Genomic DNA, 17,417 nt, shown 5'->3' on the forward strand with positions numbered 1-17,417 from the left:
CGGACCCGCCGGCCGGACCCGTAACTCTGCCCCGCCGACCGGACCCGTCGCCCGGACCGCCCCGGCCCGTCAGGCCAGGACCGTCAGGCCAGGACCGGCTCGATCCGGTGCTCGCGCAGGAACCCGAGGAGTTCGGCGGAGGTCTCGGGGCCGTGCTTCAGCGGGCTGACGCCCAGGCAGCGCCGGGCCACCTCGTGGTGGTGCCAGACGAGGGTGAAAGGTGCCTTCGCGCCGAAGTTGCCGCACAACGCGTCGGAGAAACCGTCCAGGCAGCGGCCGAAGTAGCCCCCGGGCCCGTTGATCGCCTCACCGAGGGCGCAGAAGAAACCCTGACTGTCGGTGACGTGGCGGCCGTCGAGGTGGTACGTCGCCCCGGGCGGACGGTCCGGGGTGCCCCAGCGGCAGTGCTGGAGGGCGGGGTCGAGCCACCGGGCCCGGCCGACGGCGTCGAGACGGGCCCACAGGTTCGGCTCGGCCGGTCTGCCGTCCGCCCACAGGGGCCAGATGTCCTGGACCTGGGGCGGCAGCCGCTCCAGGTCCAGGGTGAGGTCGTAGAGGCCCTCGCCGCGGGTCGAGGGCGCCCAGGCGGTGATGTCCGGGTGGCCCGCGGTCTGGATGCGGCTCCCTGCCCGGTCCAGCACCCACAGGTCCCGGTACCAGAGGTTCCGCATCCGCTTGCCGTCCTCCAGGACCTCGCGCAGCGGCCCGTGCACGCGGCAGCCGAGCAGTCGTACGGGCTCTGCCGGGGGGCTCGTCCGCTCGGGCGCTGCGGCCGCGGCCAGGTCCCGGCAGCGGCCCCAGGTCGGCGTGTTGTGGCCGGTCAGCCCGAAGCCCGCGGACCGGGGCGCCCGCTGGGGGTGGTCGTGCTGCTCCTCGACGGGGCGGCCTTCCAGCGTGATGTCGGCCAGCGACGGGTCGCCGGCACAGGGGCGGCTGCCCAGGACCCTGGCGTCCTCCAGCCACCACTCGCCGCTCGTCTCGCCCCGCTCGTCGAGCAGTTCCACTACGAGGAAACCCAGCGGGGCGGGGCCGTGCGCGGCCGCCTCGGCCACGGCCCGCGCCAGGTCGCCCTGCGGGGCGCAGCCGAGCAGTTCGTACCGTCCGGGCGCGGGCGCGGGCGGTGGCCAGGCGGGGGCGAAGAGGTGTTCCGCCTCCTCGGCCTCCGCCCACAGCGACTCCTGCTCGCCGCCCTCGGTCTCGCCCCAGAGGGCGAACCGGGTCACCGGGCGGCGAAGGGGGCGTCGGTCGGGACGATCTCGCGGCCCAGCGGGAGCAGGGAGAGCGGCACCATCTTGAAGTTGGCGATGCCGAAGGGGATGCCGATGATCGTGACGCAGAGCATGATGCCGGTGACGATGTGGCCCAGGGCCAGCCACCAGCCCGCCAGGATCAGCCACAGGACGTTGCCGACGCAGGAGGGCGCGCCGGCGTCGTGGCGCTCGACGGTGGTGTAGCCGAAGGGCCAGAGGGCGTAGAGGGCGATGCGGAACGCGGCGATCCCGAAGGGGGTGCCGATGATCGTGATGCACAGCAGCACACCCGCGACGCAGTAGCCCAGGAACAGCCAGACGCCGCTGAGTACGAGCCATATGACATTCAGGATGGTCTTCACTGCGTACGGCCTGCCATCTGTTCGAGCCGGGCGATTCGCTCGGCCATCGGCGGGTGGGTCGAGAACATCCTCGACAATCCCTCGCCGGGGCGGAAGGGGTTGGCGATCATCATGTGGCTCGCCGTTTCGAGGCGCGGCTCCGGGGGCAGCGGGAGCTGCTTGGTGCCGGCGTCCAGCTTGCGCAGGGCGCTGGCCAGGGCCAGCGGGTCGCCGGTGAGCTGGGCTCCGGAGGCGTCGGCCTCGTACTCGCGCGAGCGGCTGATGGCGAGCTGGATCACGGACGCGGCCAGGGGGCCGAGGATCATGATCAGCAGCATTCCGAAGAGGCCGGGGCCCTCGTCGTCGTTCGATCGACCGACCGGAATCAGCCAGGCGAAGTTGACCAGGAACATGATCACGGAGGCCAGGGCTCCGGCCACCGAGGAGATGAGGATGTCGCGGTTGTAGACGTGGCTCAGCTCGTGGCCGATGACCCCGCGCAGCTCGCGTTCGTCGAGGATGCGCAGGATGCCCTCGGTGCAGCAGACCGCGGCGTTGCGCGGGTTGCGGCCGGTGGCGAAGGCGTTGGGCGCCTCGGTCGGCGAGATGTAGAGCCGGGGCATGGGCTGGCGCGCGGAGGTGGAGAGCTCGCGCACCATGCGGTAGAGCTCGGGGGCCTCGAACTCGCTGACGGGGCGGGCGCGCATCGCGCGTAGAGCCAGCTTGTCGCTGTTCCAGTACGCGTACGCGTTCGTCCCGAGGGCGACGAGGACGGCGATGATCAGGCCGCCCCGCCCGAAGAAGCTTCCGATGAGGATGATCAGCGCGGAGAGCCCGCCGAGGAGTACGGCGGTCTTCAGCCCGTTGTGCCGGCGGTGCACGGTACGCCCTCCAAGTGGTGCGGCAGGGGGAACCCGTCCGGGATCTGTGGATCGGAGGGTCCTGCGGTCCAGTGGACCCTCCCTTCCTGGTCAACGCGAGGTGGGGGCGTCTGGTTCCCAGGGCGTGCCGGGGCCGCCGCCCCGGTGGGACGGGTGGGGGGAGGGCGGCGGGTGTTACTCCGTTCGGGTTACGTCGTACGGAGCAGCCCCCGGGGGCCCTCCCCGGCGCGGCACGGCGCGGCGCGGGGCGGCGCGGGGCGGCGGCCTCGCGGCGGCCTACTGCGGGAAGAGGCTGCCCGAGGCGAAGCGCAGGACCAGCTGCGGGGCGCCCGAGAGGACCAGGGCGGTCACACCGGTCAGCACGATGGCGGCGGTGACCGGCCACGGGGCCTTCGTACGGGCCTCGACGGGTGCCTCGGCGTCCTCGGGAGTACGGAAGAGCAGGGCCGTCCACCGCAGGTAGTAGTACAGGGCGACGACGACGTTGACGGCCATCACCACGGCCAGCCAGCCCAGGCCCGCGTCGACCGCGGCGCGGAAGACGGTGACCTTGGCGAACAGGCCGATGAGGCCGGGCGGCAGGCCCGCCAGGCACAGCAGGAAGAAGGCCAGCGCCAGGGCGGCCGCCGGGCGCTGCGCGTACAGGCCTCGGTAGTCGCTGATCCGGTGCAGCGGCTTCGTACGGGCGACCAGCGCGGCGACGGCGAAGGCTCCGAGGTTCACGGCGGCGTACATCAGGGCGTACGCGACGGTGGAGCCGATCTGGTCGCGCGCGGAGTACGCGGCGGCGGCGATCGGGACGAGGAGGTAGCCGGCCTGGCCGACCGAGGACCAGGCGAGCAGCCGCACGGCGCTGTTCGGGCGGTCGGCGGACTGGCGCAGCGCGGCGGCGTTGCCGACGGTCATGGTCAGCGCGGCGAGCACGGCCAGCGCAGGGCCCCAGATCCCGGAGTACGAGGGGAAGGCGATCACCGTGACGAGGATGAGGCCGGTGAAGCCGACGGCCTTGCCGATCACCGAGAGGTAGCCGGCGATGGGCAGGGGCGCGCCGACGTAGGTGTCCGGGACCCAGAAGTGGAAGGGGACGGCCGCGGTCTTGAAGGCGAAGCCGACCAGGGTGAGCGCGACGCCCGCCATGGCGAGGGTGTCGAGCTGCGCGGGCACCTCTTCGAGGCGGCCGGCGACCTGCGCGAGGTGCAGGGAGCCGGTGGCCGCGTAGACGAAGCTGACACCGAGCAGCGACACGGCGGTGGCGGTGACCGAGGACAGGAAGAACTTGAGGGCGGCTTCGGAGGAGAGCCGGTCGCCGCGGCGCATGCCGACGAGCGCGAAGGCGGGCAGCGAGGCGACCTCAAGGGCGACGATCAAGGTGGCGAGGTCGCGGGAGGCGGGCAGCAGGGCCGCGCCGGCGGCGGAGGAGAGCAGCAGGAACCAGTACTCGCCGGCCGGCATGCGGGTGTCCTGGACCGCGGTGACCGACAGCAGGGCGGTCACCAGGGCTCCGGCCAGGACCAGGAACTGCACGACCAGCGCGAAGTGGTCGGCGGTGTAGCTGCACGCTCCGGGGTCGCCGGTCAGGCAGAAGGTGCTGCGGTCACCGGCGCGCAGCGGCAGCAGGGTGAGGGTCGCGGCGGCCAGCCCGGCCACGGAGATCCAGCCCAGCAGCGGCTTGCGCTGGTGAGGTACGAACAGATCCGCGACCAGTACGGCCAGGGCGACGGCGGCGGGGATGACGACGGGCGCGATCGCGAGCCAGTCGACGGACTGGACCAGGCTCGGGGTCTGCGCGCCCGCGGCGGACAGGGCCGTCATGAGTTGCCTCCTGCGAGGAGCTTCTGGACGGCCGGGTCGGTGAGGCCGAGGAGGACCGCGGGCCACAGGCCTGCGAGGACGGTGAGGGCGACGAGCGGGGTCCAGGCGGCGAACTCGTAGCGCTGGACGTCCGCGAGGGCCACCGGAGCGGGGCTCGTGGCGGCCACGGCCTGCGGGTCGCCCATGCACACCCGCCGTACGACGATCAGAAGATAGGCGGCGGTGAGCAGGGTGCCGAACGCACCGAAGGCCATGTAGGTGAGGAAGGCCGGCCGGGACAGGGCCTCGGCCGGGTCGAACGCACCGAACAGGGCCAGCATCTCGCCCCAGAACCCGGCCAGGCCGGGCAGCCCGAGGGAGGCGACGGCGGCGAAGGCGAGGAGCGCGCCGAGGCGCGGGGCGCGGCCGTAGAGGGCGGCGCCGGTGGCCCCGGCGAGGGTGTCGAGGTCGGCGGTGCCGTAGCGGTCCTTGAGGGCGCCGACCAGGAAGAAGAGGAGGCCGGTGATCAGCCCGTGGGCGATGTTCGCGAAGAGCGCGCCGTTGACGCCGGTGGGGGTCATGGACGCGATGCCCAGGAGCACGAAGCCCATGTGGCCGACGGAGGAGTACGCGATGAGGCGCTTGAGGTCGCCCTTGTTGCCCTTGCGGGCCAGCGAGAGGCAGGCGAGGGACCCGTAGACGATGCCCACGGCGGCGAACGCTCCCAGGTACGGGGCGAAGGTCGTCATGCCGTCGGGGGTGACCGGCAGCAGGATGCGGACGAAGCCGTACGTGCCCATCTTCAGCATCACGCCCGCGAGCAGCACCGATCCGACGGTGGGGGCGGCGGTGTGGGCGTCCGGCAGCCAGCTGTGCAGCGGCCACATCGGGGTCTTCACGGCGAGGCCGATGCCGATGGCGAGGACGGCCAGGATCTGGGTGGTGTGGGACAGTTCGCGCCCGTTGTCAGAGGCGAGTGCCACCATGTCGAAAGTGCCGCTGTTCAGTCCGATCAGCAGCAGTCCGAGCAGCATGACCACGGACCCGAGGAGGGTGTAGAGGATGAACTTCCAGGCGGCGGCCTGCCGCTGAGCACCGCCCCAGCGGGCGATGAGGAAGTACATCGGGATGAGGACCATCTCGAAGGCGAGGAAGAACAGCAGCAGGTCGAGGACGGCGAAGGTCGCGAGCGTGCCGGACTCCAGGACGAGCAGCAGTGCGACGAAGGCCCTCGGGGAGGGGCCCTCGGGAAGCTTGTAGTAGCTGTAGATCGCGCAGAGGAAGAAGAGCAGCGCGGTCATCAGGAGGAGGGGGAGCGAGATGCCGTCGATGCCGAGGTGGATCCGGATGTTCAGCGCCTGGATCCAGCTGATGTCCGTCGTCGCCTGGAAGCGGGACGGGGCGTCGTGGTCGAAGCCCAGGGTGAGGGCGATCGCCGCGGCGAGGATCACGCCGGTCACGGTCACGCCGTGGCGCAGCACGGCCTGTTCGGGGCTCTTGCCCTTGAGCCCGGGCGGGGCGGGCAGGAGGGCCGCGACGGCGCCGAGGAGCGGTGCGGCCACGACGAACGCCAGAAGGAACTGCATCACGGACGGGCTGATATCAATCACGGCTGACTCACGGCTCACGATCCGGCGTTGACGTTGGCGAGGACGGCGGTGGCGATCGCCAGGACCACGGCGCCGGCGAGCAGGGCGCTCAGGTAGCTCTGCACGTTGCCGGTCTGGGCACGGCGGACGAGGCTGCCGAGCAGCCGGGGTCCGGTGCCCGCACCGCGGACGTACGTGTCCACGACCTCGCGGTCGAGGAAGCGGACCAGTCCGGCGGCGGACCGGACCGGGCGGACGAACAGCCGGTCGTAGAGGGCGTCGAGGTGGAAGCCGTCGGCGGCGTGGCGGTGCAGCGGTCCGAGGAACGCCTTGCCGGGGTCGGGGGCGGGGCCCACCGGGACGGTGGGGTGGTCCTGGGTGACCTCGGCGACCTCGGGGGTCTCGGCGGCGGACTCCGCGGCGGCGACCGACGCGGGTACGGCCGCTTCGTACGAGCCGGCGGCGGCCTTGGCGGTGGCGCGCTGCCAGAGGCCGTAGGTCAGCAGGACGCCGATGAGCGCGGCGCCGGTGCCGAGGATGGTGGTGGTCACCGACGGGGTGAGTTCCCGGCCGTCGAACCAGTCCGCGAGGGGACCGGCGGCCAGGCCGAAGCCGACCGACGGGATCGCCAGCAGCCACAGCACGCCGGTCATGGCGACGGGCTCCTTACCGTGGTCGGGGGCGGCGGCCCCGCGTCCGCGGAAGGCCATCAGCCACAGCCGGGTGGCGTACGCGGCGGTGAGCAGGGCGGTCAGCACCCCGGCGACGAGCACCAGCCAGCCGGCGGCGCTGGGGGCGAACTCCGAGTGGCCGCCGGCGGTGTGCTCGGCGGCGACGAGGATCGCCTCCTTGGAGAAGAAGCCCGCGAAGGGCGGGATGGCGGCGAGCGCGAGGAGCGCGATCGTCATCGTCCAGAAGGCGTCGGGGATGCGCTTGACCAGGCCGTCCATCCGGGACATGGCGGCCAGGGAGTTCGTCCCGGCGGCGTGGATGATGACGCCCGCGCCGAGGAAGAGCAGCGCCTTGAAGGCGCCGTGGGACAGGAGGTGGAAGACGGCGGCCCCGCGGTCGCCGACGGCCAGGGCCCCGGTCATGTAGCCGAGCTGGCCGACCGTGGAGTAGGCGAGCACGCGCTTGATGTCGTCCTGGGCCAGGGCGGCGAGGCCCGAGCCGACCATCGTGACGGCCGCCATGACGGCCATGACCACCAGCGCGGCGCGGGAGGCCGCGAAGACGGGCAGGAGACGGGCGATGAAGTAGACACCGGCGGCGACCATCGTCGCGGCGTGGATCAGTGCGGAGACCGGGGTGGGGCCCGCCATGGCGTCCGGGAGCCAGGTGTGCAGCGGGAACTGCGCGGACTTGCCCGCGACTCCGGCGAGCAGCAGCAGCGCGATCAGCGTCGGGTGGTCGAGTCCGCCCGCGGCGACGGCCCCGAGGATCTTGGTGATCCGGAAGGAGCCGGCGTCGGCGGCGAGCGCGAACAGGCCGATGAGGAAGGGGACGTCACCGAGCTTGGTGACGAGGAAGGCCTTCAGGGAGGCGGAGCGGGCCGCTTCGGTCTCCCAGTAGTGGCCGACCAGGAAGTACGAGCAGATGCCCATGACCTCCCAGCCGACCAGCAGCACCATCAGGTCGCCGGAGTAGACGACGAGCAGCATGGCGGAGGTGAACAGTGAGACCAGAGCGGCGTACGACGGGTAGCGCGGGTCCTCGCGCAGGTATGCCGTCGAGTAGAGCTGCACGCAGGTGGCGACGACTCCGACGAGGACGGCGACCAGGGCCGCGAAGCCGTCCAGGTACAGGGAGAGCTCGATCGGCACCGAGCCGGTCGGGGTCAGCTCGGTCGCGGTGTCGATCGCCTTGCCGCCGCCCTGCCGGACGGCGACGAGCACGGCCAGCACGGCGGCGCCCAGCGTCGGCAGGATGGCGAGCGGCCGCACGAAGCCGGGGGCACTGCGGCCGGACAGCAGTCCCGCCACCGCGCCCAGGAAGGGCAGGATCGGGACGAGGACCGCGAGGGTCGTGGTGCTCACGCGGTGACCTCGCTCTGGTTGCTCGGGTTGCTCTGGTTGCTCTGGTGTGCCGGGGCGGGCTCGTGGCCCTCGGCGGTGTCGCGCAGCCTGTCGACGTCCGAGGTGCCCCGGTTGCGGTACACCATCAGCACGATCGCGAGACCGATGCCGATCTCGGCGGCGGCGATGGCGATGGTGAAGAGGGTGAGGGCCTGGCCGGCGTGCAGGGTGTCGCGCAGCCAGACGTCGAAGGCCACCAGGTTGAGGTTGACGGCGTTGAGCATGAGCTCGACGGACATCAGGACCAGGATGGCGTTGCGGCGGGCGAGCACCCCGTACAGGCCGACGCAGAAGAGGAGCGCCGCGAGCACGGCCGGGTAGGCGAGATGCATCAGCGCTGCCCCTTCTTGTCGTCGGAACCGGCGGGGGCGGTGCCGGCTGCGGTGCCGGTGTCCCCGGCGGCAGTGTCCCCGACGGCGGTGTCCCCGGCGGTGTCGTTCCTGCGGGACAGCACGATGGCGCCGATCAGGGCCGCGAGGAGGAGTACGGACAGGGCCTCGAAGGGCAGCACCCAGTGCCGGAAGAGGATCTCGCCGGAGACCCCGGTGGAGCCCTGGACGGGACCGTCGAGGTCGATCCAGGTGGTGCGGAAGGCGTCGACCACGACCCAGACGAGCGCGCCGGCCGCGACGAGGGCGACGCCGAGCGCGACCGGGCGGTTGCCCGAGTCCGCGTCCGGGGAGCGGCCGATGGGGGCCTTGGTGAGCATCAGCCCGAAGAGGAGGAGGACGACCACGGAACCGAGGTAGATCAGCACCTGGACCCAGGCGATGAACTCCGCGGTCAGCAGCAGGTACTCGACGGCGATCCCGCCGAGCGCGACGACCAGCCAGAGGGCGGCGTGCACGAGCTGCTTGGTGGTGACGGTGACGAGCGCCGCCCCGAGGGTGGCGAGGCCGACGAGCACGAAGGCGATCTCGACGCCGGTCGGGGAGAGGAAGCCGGGGCCCGCGGTGACGGCCAGGGTGGCGGCGGGGCTCACGCGTCTGCCTCCGGATCGGTGGGCGTCTCGGTCTCGGCGGCTGCCGCCGCGGCTGCCGCGGCAGCGGCGGCTTCGGCCTTCTCCACCGCCTTGCGGGCTGCGGCGATCTCCTTGGGCTCCTCGGCGGCCGGGTCCAGGGCGGGCGGGGCCGGCACGGTCCACATCCACTCGCGGAGCTTGTCGCGCTCGTGGGTGAGTTCCAGGATGTCGGTCTCCGCGTACTCGAACTCCGGCGACCAGAAGAGGGCGTCGAAGGGGCACACCTCGATGCAGATGCCGCAGTACATGCAGAGGGAGAAGTCGATGGCGAAGCGGTCGAGGACGTTGCGACTGCGCTCGCGGCCGCCCGGCGCGGCGGCCGGCACCGTCTCCTTGTGGGAGTCGATGTAGATGCACCAGTCGGGGCACTCGCGCGCGCACAGCATGCAGACCGTGCAGTTCTCCTCGAACAGGCCGATGACCCCGCGCGAGCGGGGCGGCAGCTCGGGCTGCACGTCGGGGTACTGGGCGGTGTGCGAGCGCTTCGTCATCGTGCGCAGGGTGACGGCGAGGCCCTTGGCCAGGCCGGATCCGGGGATGGGCATCAGTTGATCGCCACCTTCACGATGCCGGTGAGCGCGATCTGGGCGAGCGCGAGCGGAATGAGTACGGTCCAGGCCAGCTTCTGCAGCTGGTCCTCGCGCAGCCGTGGGTAGCTCACGCGGAGCCAGATCACCACGAAGGCGAGGACGGCGACCTTGAGCAGGGTCCAGACCCAGCCGTCGGCGATCGGCCCGTGCCAGCCGCCGAGGAACAGGACGGTGGTCAGGGCGCAGAGGACGACGATGCCCGCGTACTCGGCGAGCAGGAACAGCGCGAAGCGCAGGCCCGTGTACTCGGTGTAGGCGCCGAAGATGATCTCGGAGTCGGCGACGGGCATGTCGAAGGGCGGCCGCTGGAGTTCGGCGAGGCCCGCGGTGAAGAAGACGAGCGCGCCGATGATCTGCCAGGGCAGCCACCACCACTGGAAGGCCCCGACGATGCCGGGAAGGGACACGGTCCCGGCGGCCATGGCGACCGAGGCGGCCGCGAGCAGCATGGGGAGCTCGTACGCCAGCAGCTGGGCGGCCGTACGCAGGCCGCCGAGCAGGGAGAACTTGTTGGCGGACGCCCAGCCGGCCATCAGGCTGCCGAGTACGCCGACGCCCATGACGGCAAGGGCGAAGAAGAGACCGGCGTCGATGACCTGGCCGACGGCCCCCTCGTGGGGACCGATGGGGATGACGAGCAGCACCAGGAGATAGGGGAGCAGCGCGACGGCGGGGGCGAGCTGGAAGATCCGCCGGTCGGCGTTGGCCGGGACGATGTCCTCCTTCTGCGCGAACTTCACGCCGTCGGCGACGAGCTGGGCCCAGCCGTGGAAGCCGCCCGCGTACATGGGGCCGAGGCGGCCCTGCATGTGGGCCATCACCTTGTGCTCGGTCTGCCCGACGACGAGCGGGAGCACGAGGAAGACGGCGAAGACGACGATCAGCCGCAGGGCGACGTCGAGGACGTCGTTCACGCGTCGCCTCCGTTGTCGGGGGTGGGGTCGGGGGTCTTGTCGGGGGTCGCGCCGGGGGTCTTGTCCGGGGCCTTTTCAGGGGCCTCGGCCGGTTTGGCGCCCTTGTCCGGCGCGGAGCCGTCGTCCGGCTCACCGGTGGCCGGTTCCGCGGCGGGCGCGGCCGGGGCCGGCTCGTCGAAGGCGGGCTTCGGATCGTGCCAGGGCGCGTCGGCGCTCCGCCGGACCGGCGGCTTGGCGGGAGCCGCGGGCGCCTGGGCGTCCGCCGGAGCGGCCGGGGCCACCGGGGCCGCCGGGGCCGCCGGGGCCGCCGGGGCCTGAGCGTCCGCCGGGGCCTGCGCTCCCTCGGCCGCCGGAGCCGCCTGACTCGCGGAGCCGTCCGCCACCGAGCGGGTACGCCGCACCGGCCGCACCGGAGCCTCCGCCTCCCCCGGCGCCGCCGGGGCCGCCTGGCTCGCGGAGCCTTCGGCCACCGACCGGGTACGCCGGACGGGGGCGCCCTCGCGGGGCGTACGCGCCGGGGCGCCCTCGCGGGGCGTACGGGCCGGGGCGCCCTCGCGGCCCGCGGCCGCCGCTCCGGCCGCGCGCGGCGTGCGGGCGGGGCGGGCGGGAGCCGGGGGGAGCTGGCCCTTGAGCGGGCCCCAGTCGTTGGGGTCCGGTACGCCCGGCGGCAGCATCTGCCGACGCTTCGGCGCGTCGGGGTCGTGGGCCTCGCCCGGCTCCTTGGCGCCCGGCCAGGCCTTCGCGACCCGGGCCGCGAGCACGAAGTCCTTGCGCAGCGGGTGGCCCTCGAAGTTCTCGGGGAGCAGCAGGGGGACGAGGTTCGGGTGGTCGGTGAAGGTCACGCCGAACATCTCGAAGGTCTCGCGCTCGTGCCACTCCGCCCCCGCGTAGACGGCCACGGCGGAGGGCAGGGAGGGCGCCGCGTGCGGAACCGTCGTACGCAGCAGGAGGCGGCGTACGCGGTGGTTCTCCAGCGAGACGACGTGCGCGCAGATCCGGAAGCCGGTGCCCGGCTCGTCGACCGCGCTCAGCCAGTCGAAGTAGGTGCAGCCCAGCTTGTCGCGGGCGATCTCCAGCGAGGAGATCCAGGAGCCGACGGGCACGTCGACGGTGAGGACCTCGTACGCGTACGAGCCGACGGCTTCGGTGCCGAAGACGGTCGGCGCCGCGTCGGGCAGGGAGTCGTAGAGGTTCATGCGCCGGCCCCCGTGGAGGAGGGGGCGGCCGGGGGCGCGACCAGGCCGCTGGTGAGCTGCGCGACGGACGGCGTCGCGTAGCGCTCCGCGAGGGACTCTCGAGCGATCTTTTCCTGGAGCTTGAGGATTCCCTGGAGCAGCGCTTCCGGGCGCGGCGGGCAGCCGGGCACGTAGACGTCCACCGGGATGATCTGGTCGACGCCCTTGGTGACCGAGTACGAGTCCCAGTAGGGGCCGCCGCAGTTGGAGCAGGCGCCGAAGGAGATGACGTACTTCGGCTCCGGCATCTGCTCGTAGAGCCGCTTCACGGCGGGGGCCATCTTGTCCGTGACCGTGCCCGATACGATCATCAGGTCGGCCTGTCGGGGCCCGGGCGCGAAGGGGATGACGCCGAGCCGGATGAAGTCGTGGCGCGCCATGGACGCGGCGATGAACTCGATCGCGCAGCAGGCCAGCCCGAAGTTGAAGACCCACAGGCTGTAGCGGCGGCCCCAGTTCAGGACCACCTTCATGGGTTCGGGAGCCAGTCGGGAGAGCACTCCCAGCCGCTTCGGTTCGGGAAGCAGCTGCGGCTCGGCCGGTGTCCCAGCAGGTGTCACGTCCATTCGAGGACGCCCTTCTTGTACGCATAGAGCAGGCCGACGGCCAGGAAGCCCAGGAAGATGAACATCTCCACCAGGGTCGTGGCTCCGTAGCCGGCGGCGGCGAAAACGGTCGCCCACGGAAAGAGGAAGATCGAGTCGACGGCGAAGATGACGTAGAGGAACGCGTAGACGTAGTAGCGGACCTGGGTGTGCGCCCAGCCCTCGCCCACGGGGTCCACGCCGCACTCGTACGTCAGCAGCTTTTCGGGGGTGGGGACCACGGGCCGCAGCAGCCTGCCGGCGCCGAAGGCGACGGCGACGAAGAGCACGCCGAGGACGGCGAGCAGGCCGACGACCGAATAGCTTCGGAAGTAGTCCGCCGCGAGCATGGTTGCGGTCGATACCGTTGGGTCGGGCACGTCCGTTCCTCGCTCCTCGGCCACTGTCGACGATCTGGATGATCTGGTACGCACGGGAGTCTAGGGCCTGGTTCACACGGGGTGGGGTTATCCCCCGTTCACGGCCGCCTGGCCACCCCATGGCATCGCCGGGGCGGAATTGGCAGGCTGTGCGGCATGACCGCGAGCACCCGCACTTCTCAGGATGACCTCCTTCCACCCATCCGCGCCGCCTTGAGCGCGTCTACGTGGAAGGAGATCGCGCACCTGCTGAGCAATCTGCCGGCGGCACTGATCGGTTTTGTTTACACGGTTGTCATGGTTGCGACGGCGGGTGGTCTGTCCGTGACCGCGATCGGACTGCCTCTGCTCGCCTGCGGGCTGCTGGGCTCGCGCCAGCTGGGAAAGCTGGAGCGGGCACGGGCCCGGGCGCTGCTGGACGTCCGGGTGGACGAGCCGACCCCGCTCCCCGGTCCGGTGCGGTCCGGCGGGTTCTTCCCCTGGCTCTGGGCGAGCATCAAGGACCCGGTGGCCTGGCGGACCGTGCTGTACGCACTGGTCCGGCTGCCGTGGGGGGTACTCACCTTCACCGTCGCGTTGACCGGGCTGTTCGTGCTGTGGCCGGTACTGCCGTGGGTGTCTCGCGGGCTCGCGAACGTGGACCGGGCGATGGTACGGGGCCTGCTGTCGCCGTCCGACGACCTGGAGCGGCGGATCGCCGAGCTGGAGTCCGACCGGACGGTGGTCGTCGACACCTCGGCCGCCGACCTGCGGCGCATCGAGCGGGACCTGCACGACGGGGCGCAGGCCCGGCTGGTGGCGCTGGCGATGGGGCTGGGCCTGGCCAAGGAGAAGCTGCTGGAGGACCCGGAGGGGGCGGCGGCGATGGTGGACGAGGCGCACGGCGAAGTGAAGCTGGCCCTCCAGGAGCTGCGGGACCTGGCGCGGGGCATCCATCCGGCGGTGCTGACGGACCGGGGGCTGGACGCGGCGCTGTCGTCGGTGGCCTCGCGGTGCGTGGTGCCGGTGAAGGTGCACGTGGAGCTGCCGGCCCGGCCGGCGGCGGCGATCGAGGGGATCGCGTACTTCGTGGTGTCGGAGCTGCTGCAGAACGTCAGCAAGCACGCGGGGGCGCGCGGTGCGAGCGTGGAGGTGTGGCGGACGGGGCGCCGGCTGCTGCTCCGGGTGTCGGACGACGGCCGGGGCGGCGCCGATGCGCTGGCCGGGTCGGGGCTGGCGGGGCTGTCGGAGCGGCTGGACGCGGTGGACGGGGTGTTCGTCGTGGACTCCCCGCAGGGCGGGGGCACGACCGTCACCGCCGAGCTGCCGTGGCGCGACCGCGAGCCGGAGCGGGTCCGCAGCAGCCGGGGCTGACCCCGGGAGCCGGGCGCTGGATGCGGGACCCCCGTCCGGGTGGGCGGGGGTCCCGCTCGCGTGTACGGGGCCTCCAGCACGGGCGGGCGACGGCTCGCTCGGCGGGGCCTTGGGGCCCCAGCACGCTGCGGGGCCTTCTGCGCGCACCCCGCGCGGCAGCGGCTTGGTGGGGTTATCCCCCCTTCGGACATGCCGACCCGCCGCATGGCCTCGGGTCGGGGCGGGCGGCAGGGTTGAGGGGTAACGGGATGACGGGGAAGGGCGGGTCGGGATCATGCGCGAGGACACGGGCACGGCGATCGGCAGGGTGTTGCGGGCTCCCGTGGAGGCGCGGACCTGGCGGGAGTTCGGGTACGTGATGATCGGGTTCCCGCTCAGCACGCTGTACTTCTGCCTCGCCGTCACCGGCGTGAGCCTCGGCGCGGGGCTGCTCGTCACCTTCCTCGGGGTTCCGGTGCTGGCCGGGGTGCTCGCGATGTGCCTGGGCTTCGGCCGGCTGGAGCGGGCCCGGGTGCGCGGACTGCTCCGGGGGAAGGTCGCCGACCCGGCGCCGGTCCGGGCGCGCAAGAGCGGGGCGCTGGCGGCCGTGGGGGCGCTGCTCAAGAGCGGCAGCGCCTGGCGGCACGTGCTGTACTCGCTGATCCACTTCCCGTGGGCGGTGTTCGCCTTCTGCGTGGCGCTGGTGTTCTGGACGTACGGGTGGGGGTTCCTGCTCTACCCGCTCTGGTTCTGGGTCTTCCCCGCCTTCACTCACCAGCCCGGACTCCAGCTCTTCCAGAACGACGACTACTCCTTCTACCTGGACTCGCCCCTGGCCATCGCCGCCACCTGCCTCCTCGGTCTCGCCTTCACCCTGGCCACCCCCTGGGTGCTCCGCGCCCTGACCACCGTCGACCAGGTGCTGGTCGGCGCCCTGCTCGGGCCCTCCCGGCTCGCGACCCGGGTCACGGAGCTGGAGTCCGACCGGACGGTGGTCGTCGACACCTCGGCCGCCGACCTGCGGCGCATCGAGCGGGACCTGCACGACGGGGCGCAGGCCCGGCTGGTGGCGCTGGCCATGGACCTGGGCCTGGCGAAGGAGAAGCTGGCCGAGGACCCGCGGACCGCCGCGCGGATGGTGGACGAGGCTCACGGAGAGGTGAAGATCGCCCTTCAGGAGCTGCGTGACCTGGCCCGCGGGATCCACCCGGCCGTACTGACCGATCGCGGGCTGGACGCGGCGCTGTCCTCGGTGGCCTCGCGGTGCGCGGTGCCGGTACGGGTGGCGGTGGACCTCCCGGGCCGGCCGGCGGCGGCGATCGAGGGGATCGCGTACTTCGTGGTGTCGGAGCTGCTGCAGAACGTCAGCAAGCACGCCCGGGCCGGTGGCGCGAGCGTCGACGTGTGGAAGTCCGGCGAGCGGCTGCTGCTCCAGGTCGCGGACGACGGGCGGGGCGGCGCCGATGCCCTGGCCGGGTCGGGACTGGCGGGCCTGTCGGAGCGGCTGGACGCGGTGGACGGGGTGTTCGTCGTGGACTCCCCGCAGGGCGGCGGCACGACCGTCACCGCCGAGCTGCCGTGGCGCGACCGCGAGCCGGAACGGGTCCGCAGCCGGGGCTGACCCCGGAACCACGGCGCTGGATGCGGGACCCCCGTCCGGGTGGGCGGGGGCCCTTCTTTCGTGGTCCGGCGGCCAGTTGGCCCGGATCCGCCTTGACCGGGCCGACGGGCTGGGATGCTTGGGTCTGCCAGGTATGCCGGTGACGAGTGGACGCGGGAGCTGCTGAGAAGTGGAAGACAGGGTGCGGGTGGTCATCGCCGAGGATTCAGTGCTGCTGCGTGAGGGCCTGACCCGGTTGCTGACCGACCGGGGGCATGACGTCGTCGCCGGCGTCGGGGACGCGGAAGCCCTGATCAAGACCGTGGCGGAGCTGGCGGCCGAGGACGCGCTGCCGGACGTGGTGGTGGCCGACGTGCGGATGCCGCCGACGCACACCGACGAGGGGGTACGGGCCGCCGTACGACTGCGCCGTGAGCACCCCGGGATCGGGGTGCTGGTGCTGTCGCAGTACGTGGAGGAGCAGTACGCCACCGAACTGCTGGCCGGTTCCAGCACCGGGGTGGGGTATCTGCTGAAGGACCGGGTGGCCGAGGTCCGGGAGTTCCTGGACGCGGTGGTGCGGGTGGCCCGGGGCGGTACGGCCCTGGACCCCGAGGTGGTCGCCCAGCTGCTGGGCCGCAGCCGCAAGCAGGACGTACTGGCGAATCTGACCCCGCGCGAGCGTGAGGTGCTGGGCCTGATGGCCGAGGGACGGACGAATTCCGCGGTGGCGAAGCAGCTCGTGGTGAGCGACGGTGCGGTGGAGAAACACGTCAGCAATATCTTCATGAAGCTCGGACTGTCCCCGAGTGATGGGGATCACCGGCGCGTTCTGGCGGTTCTCACCTATCTAAGGTCTTGATCAACTGACACTCTGTCAGGTATGGCGTGGTGGTGCCGGTGCCGAAACGCACCCGCCGGGCTCCGGCACCATCGCCCGGAGGTTTGGAATATTTCGCGTACTGCACGACGTCTGTCGGACAGACCGTCTCAAAAGGCGGTCCAGAATACGGGCGACCCAGGGACGAAAAACCTCACGGACGTAGGGTTGGCCTTGGGAGTGAGCGCCCACGCCTCGAAGGAGGTCCAGTTCAGTGACCAGCCAGGTCAGTAGCCCAGCCGAGCAGGCCGACGGGGCCGGGGGGACTGTGGTCGGCGAGCAGCGCACGCCGACGCGGCCCGGTGGGAGCGGCAAAGAGGTCCGCCGTCTCGACCGTGTGATCATCCGCTTCGCGGGTGACTCGGGTGACGGAATGCAGCTCACCGGTGACCGCTTCACCTCGGAAACCGCGTCCTTCGGAAACGACCTCTCGACCCTGCCGAACTTCCCCGCCGAGATCCGCGCCCCTGCCGGAACCCTCCCGGGAGTGTCGTCCTTCCAGCTGCATTTCGCGGACCACGACATCCTGACGCCGGGCGACGCGCCGAATGTGCTGGTGGCGATGAATCCGGCGGCGCTGAAGGCGAATATCGCGGATGTTCCGCGCGGCGCGGAGATCATCATCAATACCGATGAGTTCACCAAGCGCCCGATGGCCAAGGTCGGCTACCAGACCTCCCCGCTGGAAGACGGTTCCCTTTCGGCGTACAACATCCACCCGGTGCCGTTGACGACGCTGACGGTGGAGGCACTGAAGGACTTCGGCCTGTCCCGCAAGGAGGCCGAGCGCAGCAAGAACATGTTCGCGCTGGGCCTGCTGTCGTGGATGTACCACCGGCCGACCGAGGGGACCGAGGCGTTCCTTCGGCAGAAGTTCGCGAAGAAGCCGGAGATCGCCGAGGCGAACGTGGCCGCCTTCCGGGCCGGCTGGAACTTCGGCGAGACGACGGAGGA

17 protein-coding genes are annotated in these 17,417 nt (G+C 72.0%); 4 read left to right on the forward strand and 13 right to left on the reverse strand.

What is annotated here, in order from left to right; all coding sequences use genetic code 11:
• Positions 1-83: 83 nt before the first annotated feature.
• From ACZ4TG_RS28465 to ACZ4TG_RS28525, 13 genes are all read right to left on the reverse strand, one after another.
• Positions 84-1,223: a barstar family protein gene (locus ACZ4TG_RS28465; protein ID WP_468167696.1), complete on the reverse strand. Its 1,140-nt coding sequence runs from the start codon at positions 1,221-1,223 to the stop codon at positions 84-86.
• Positions 1,220-1,612 carry a YccF domain-containing protein gene (locus ACZ4TG_RS28470; RefSeq protein WP_468167698.1) on the reverse strand — a complete coding sequence of 131 codons (393 nt, stop codon included), beginning with the start codon at positions 1,610-1,612 and terminating at the stop codon, positions 1,220-1,222. Before ACZ4TG_RS28470 ends, ACZ4TG_RS28465 begins: the two co-directional genes overlap by 4 nt.
• A complete protein-coding gene (gene htpX / locus ACZ4TG_RS28475) occupies positions 1,609-2,472 on the reverse strand; it encodes a zinc metalloprotease HtpX (RefSeq protein WP_468167700.1) in 864 nt (287 codons plus the stop codon). The genes ACZ4TG_RS28470 and htpX overlap by 4 nt, the downstream gene beginning before the upstream one ends.
• Before the next feature lie 276 nt (positions 2,473-2,748).
• Complete coding sequence (locus tag ACZ4TG_RS28480) at positions 2,749-4,284, reverse strand: NADH-quinone oxidoreductase subunit N (protein WP_468167702.1); 1,536 nt, start codon at positions 4,282-4,284, stop codon at positions 2,749-2,751.
• Complete coding sequence (locus ACZ4TG_RS28485; protein WP_468167748.1) at positions 4,281-5,849, reverse strand: complex I subunit 4 family protein; 1,569 nt, start codon at positions 5,847-5,849, stop codon at positions 4,281-4,283. The genes ACZ4TG_RS28480 and ACZ4TG_RS28485 overlap by 4 nt, the downstream gene beginning before the upstream one ends.
• Positions 5,850-5,887: 38 nt before the next feature.
• A complete protein-coding gene (locus tag ACZ4TG_RS28490) occupies positions 5,888-7,888 on the reverse strand; it encodes an NADH-quinone oxidoreductase subunit 5 family protein (RefSeq protein ID WP_468167704.1) in 2,001 nt (666 codons plus the stop codon).
• The gene (nuoK, locus tag ACZ4TG_RS28495) at positions 7,885-8,259 is read right to left on the reverse strand and encodes an NADH-quinone oxidoreductase subunit NuoK (RefSeq protein ID WP_468167706.1); all 375 of its coding nucleotides are present in this window, start codon (positions 8,257-8,259) and stop codon (positions 7,885-7,887) included. Before nuoK ends, ACZ4TG_RS28490 begins: the two co-directional genes overlap by 4 nt.
• Positions 8,259-8,909, reverse strand: a complete 651-nt coding sequence (locus tag ACZ4TG_RS28500) for an NADH-quinone oxidoreductase subunit J family protein (RefSeq protein ID WP_468167708.1) — start codon at positions 8,907-8,909, stop codon at positions 8,259-8,261. The genes nuoK and ACZ4TG_RS28500 overlap by 1 nt, the downstream gene beginning before the upstream one ends.
• Positions 8,906-9,496, reverse strand: coding sequence for a NuoI/complex I 23 kDa subunit family protein (locus ACZ4TG_RS28505; protein WP_468167750.1), 591 nt, complete (start codon positions 9,494-9,496; stop codon positions 8,906-8,908). Before ACZ4TG_RS28505 ends, ACZ4TG_RS28500 begins: the two co-directional genes overlap by 4 nt.
• Positions 9,493-10,452: a complex I subunit 1/NuoH family protein gene (locus tag ACZ4TG_RS28510; RefSeq protein WP_468167710.1), complete on the reverse strand. Its 960-nt coding sequence runs from the start codon at positions 10,450-10,452 to the stop codon at positions 9,493-9,495. The genes ACZ4TG_RS28505 and ACZ4TG_RS28510 overlap by 4 nt, the downstream gene beginning before the upstream one ends.
• Positions 10,449-11,648, reverse strand: a complete 1,200-nt coding sequence (locus tag ACZ4TG_RS28515; RefSeq protein WP_468167712.1) for an NADH-quinone oxidoreductase subunit C — start codon at positions 11,646-11,648, stop codon at positions 10,449-10,451. The genes ACZ4TG_RS28510 and ACZ4TG_RS28515 overlap by 4 nt, the downstream gene beginning before the upstream one ends.
• Positions 11,645-12,253 (reverse strand): NADH-quinone oxidoreductase subunit B, encoded by a 609-nt coding sequence (locus tag ACZ4TG_RS28520; RefSeq protein ID WP_468167714.1) that lies wholly within the window; start codon positions 12,251-12,253, stop codon positions 11,645-11,647. Before ACZ4TG_RS28520 ends, ACZ4TG_RS28515 begins: the two co-directional genes overlap by 4 nt.
• Complete coding sequence (locus ACZ4TG_RS28525) at positions 12,244-12,651, reverse strand: NADH-quinone oxidoreductase subunit A (protein ID WP_468167716.1); 408 nt, start codon at positions 12,649-12,651, stop codon at positions 12,244-12,246. Before ACZ4TG_RS28525 ends, ACZ4TG_RS28520 begins: the two co-directional genes overlap by 10 nt.
• A gap of 156 nt (positions 12,652-12,807) precedes the next feature.
• On the opposite strand from ACZ4TG_RS28525, the gene ACZ4TG_RS28530 reads away from it, so the two are divergent.
• From ACZ4TG_RS28530 to ACZ4TG_RS28545, 4 genes are all read left to right on the forward strand, one after another.
• A complete protein-coding gene (locus ACZ4TG_RS28530) occupies positions 12,808-14,004 on the forward strand; it encodes a sensor histidine kinase (RefSeq protein ID WP_468167718.1) in 1,197 nt (398 codons plus the stop codon).
• 274 nt (positions 14,005-14,278) lie between these two features.
• A complete protein-coding gene (locus ACZ4TG_RS28535) occupies positions 14,279-15,604 on the forward strand; it encodes a sensor histidine kinase (RefSeq protein WP_468167720.1) in 1,326 nt (441 codons plus the stop codon).
• 181 nt (positions 15,605-15,785) lie between these two features.
• Positions 15,786-16,445, forward strand: coding sequence for a response regulator transcription factor (locus ACZ4TG_RS28540; protein WP_468167752.1), 660 nt, complete (start codon positions 15,786-15,788; stop codon positions 16,443-16,445).
• A 232-nt stretch (positions 16,446-16,677) separates the two neighbouring features.
• Positions 16,678-17,417, forward strand: a 740-nt coding sequence (locus ACZ4TG_RS28545) for a 2-oxoacid:acceptor oxidoreductase family protein (protein WP_468167722.1), incomplete at its 3' end; no start/stop codon positions are given.

The sequence above is a fragment of the Streptomyces sp. NPDC028314 genome (assembly GCF_055565795.1).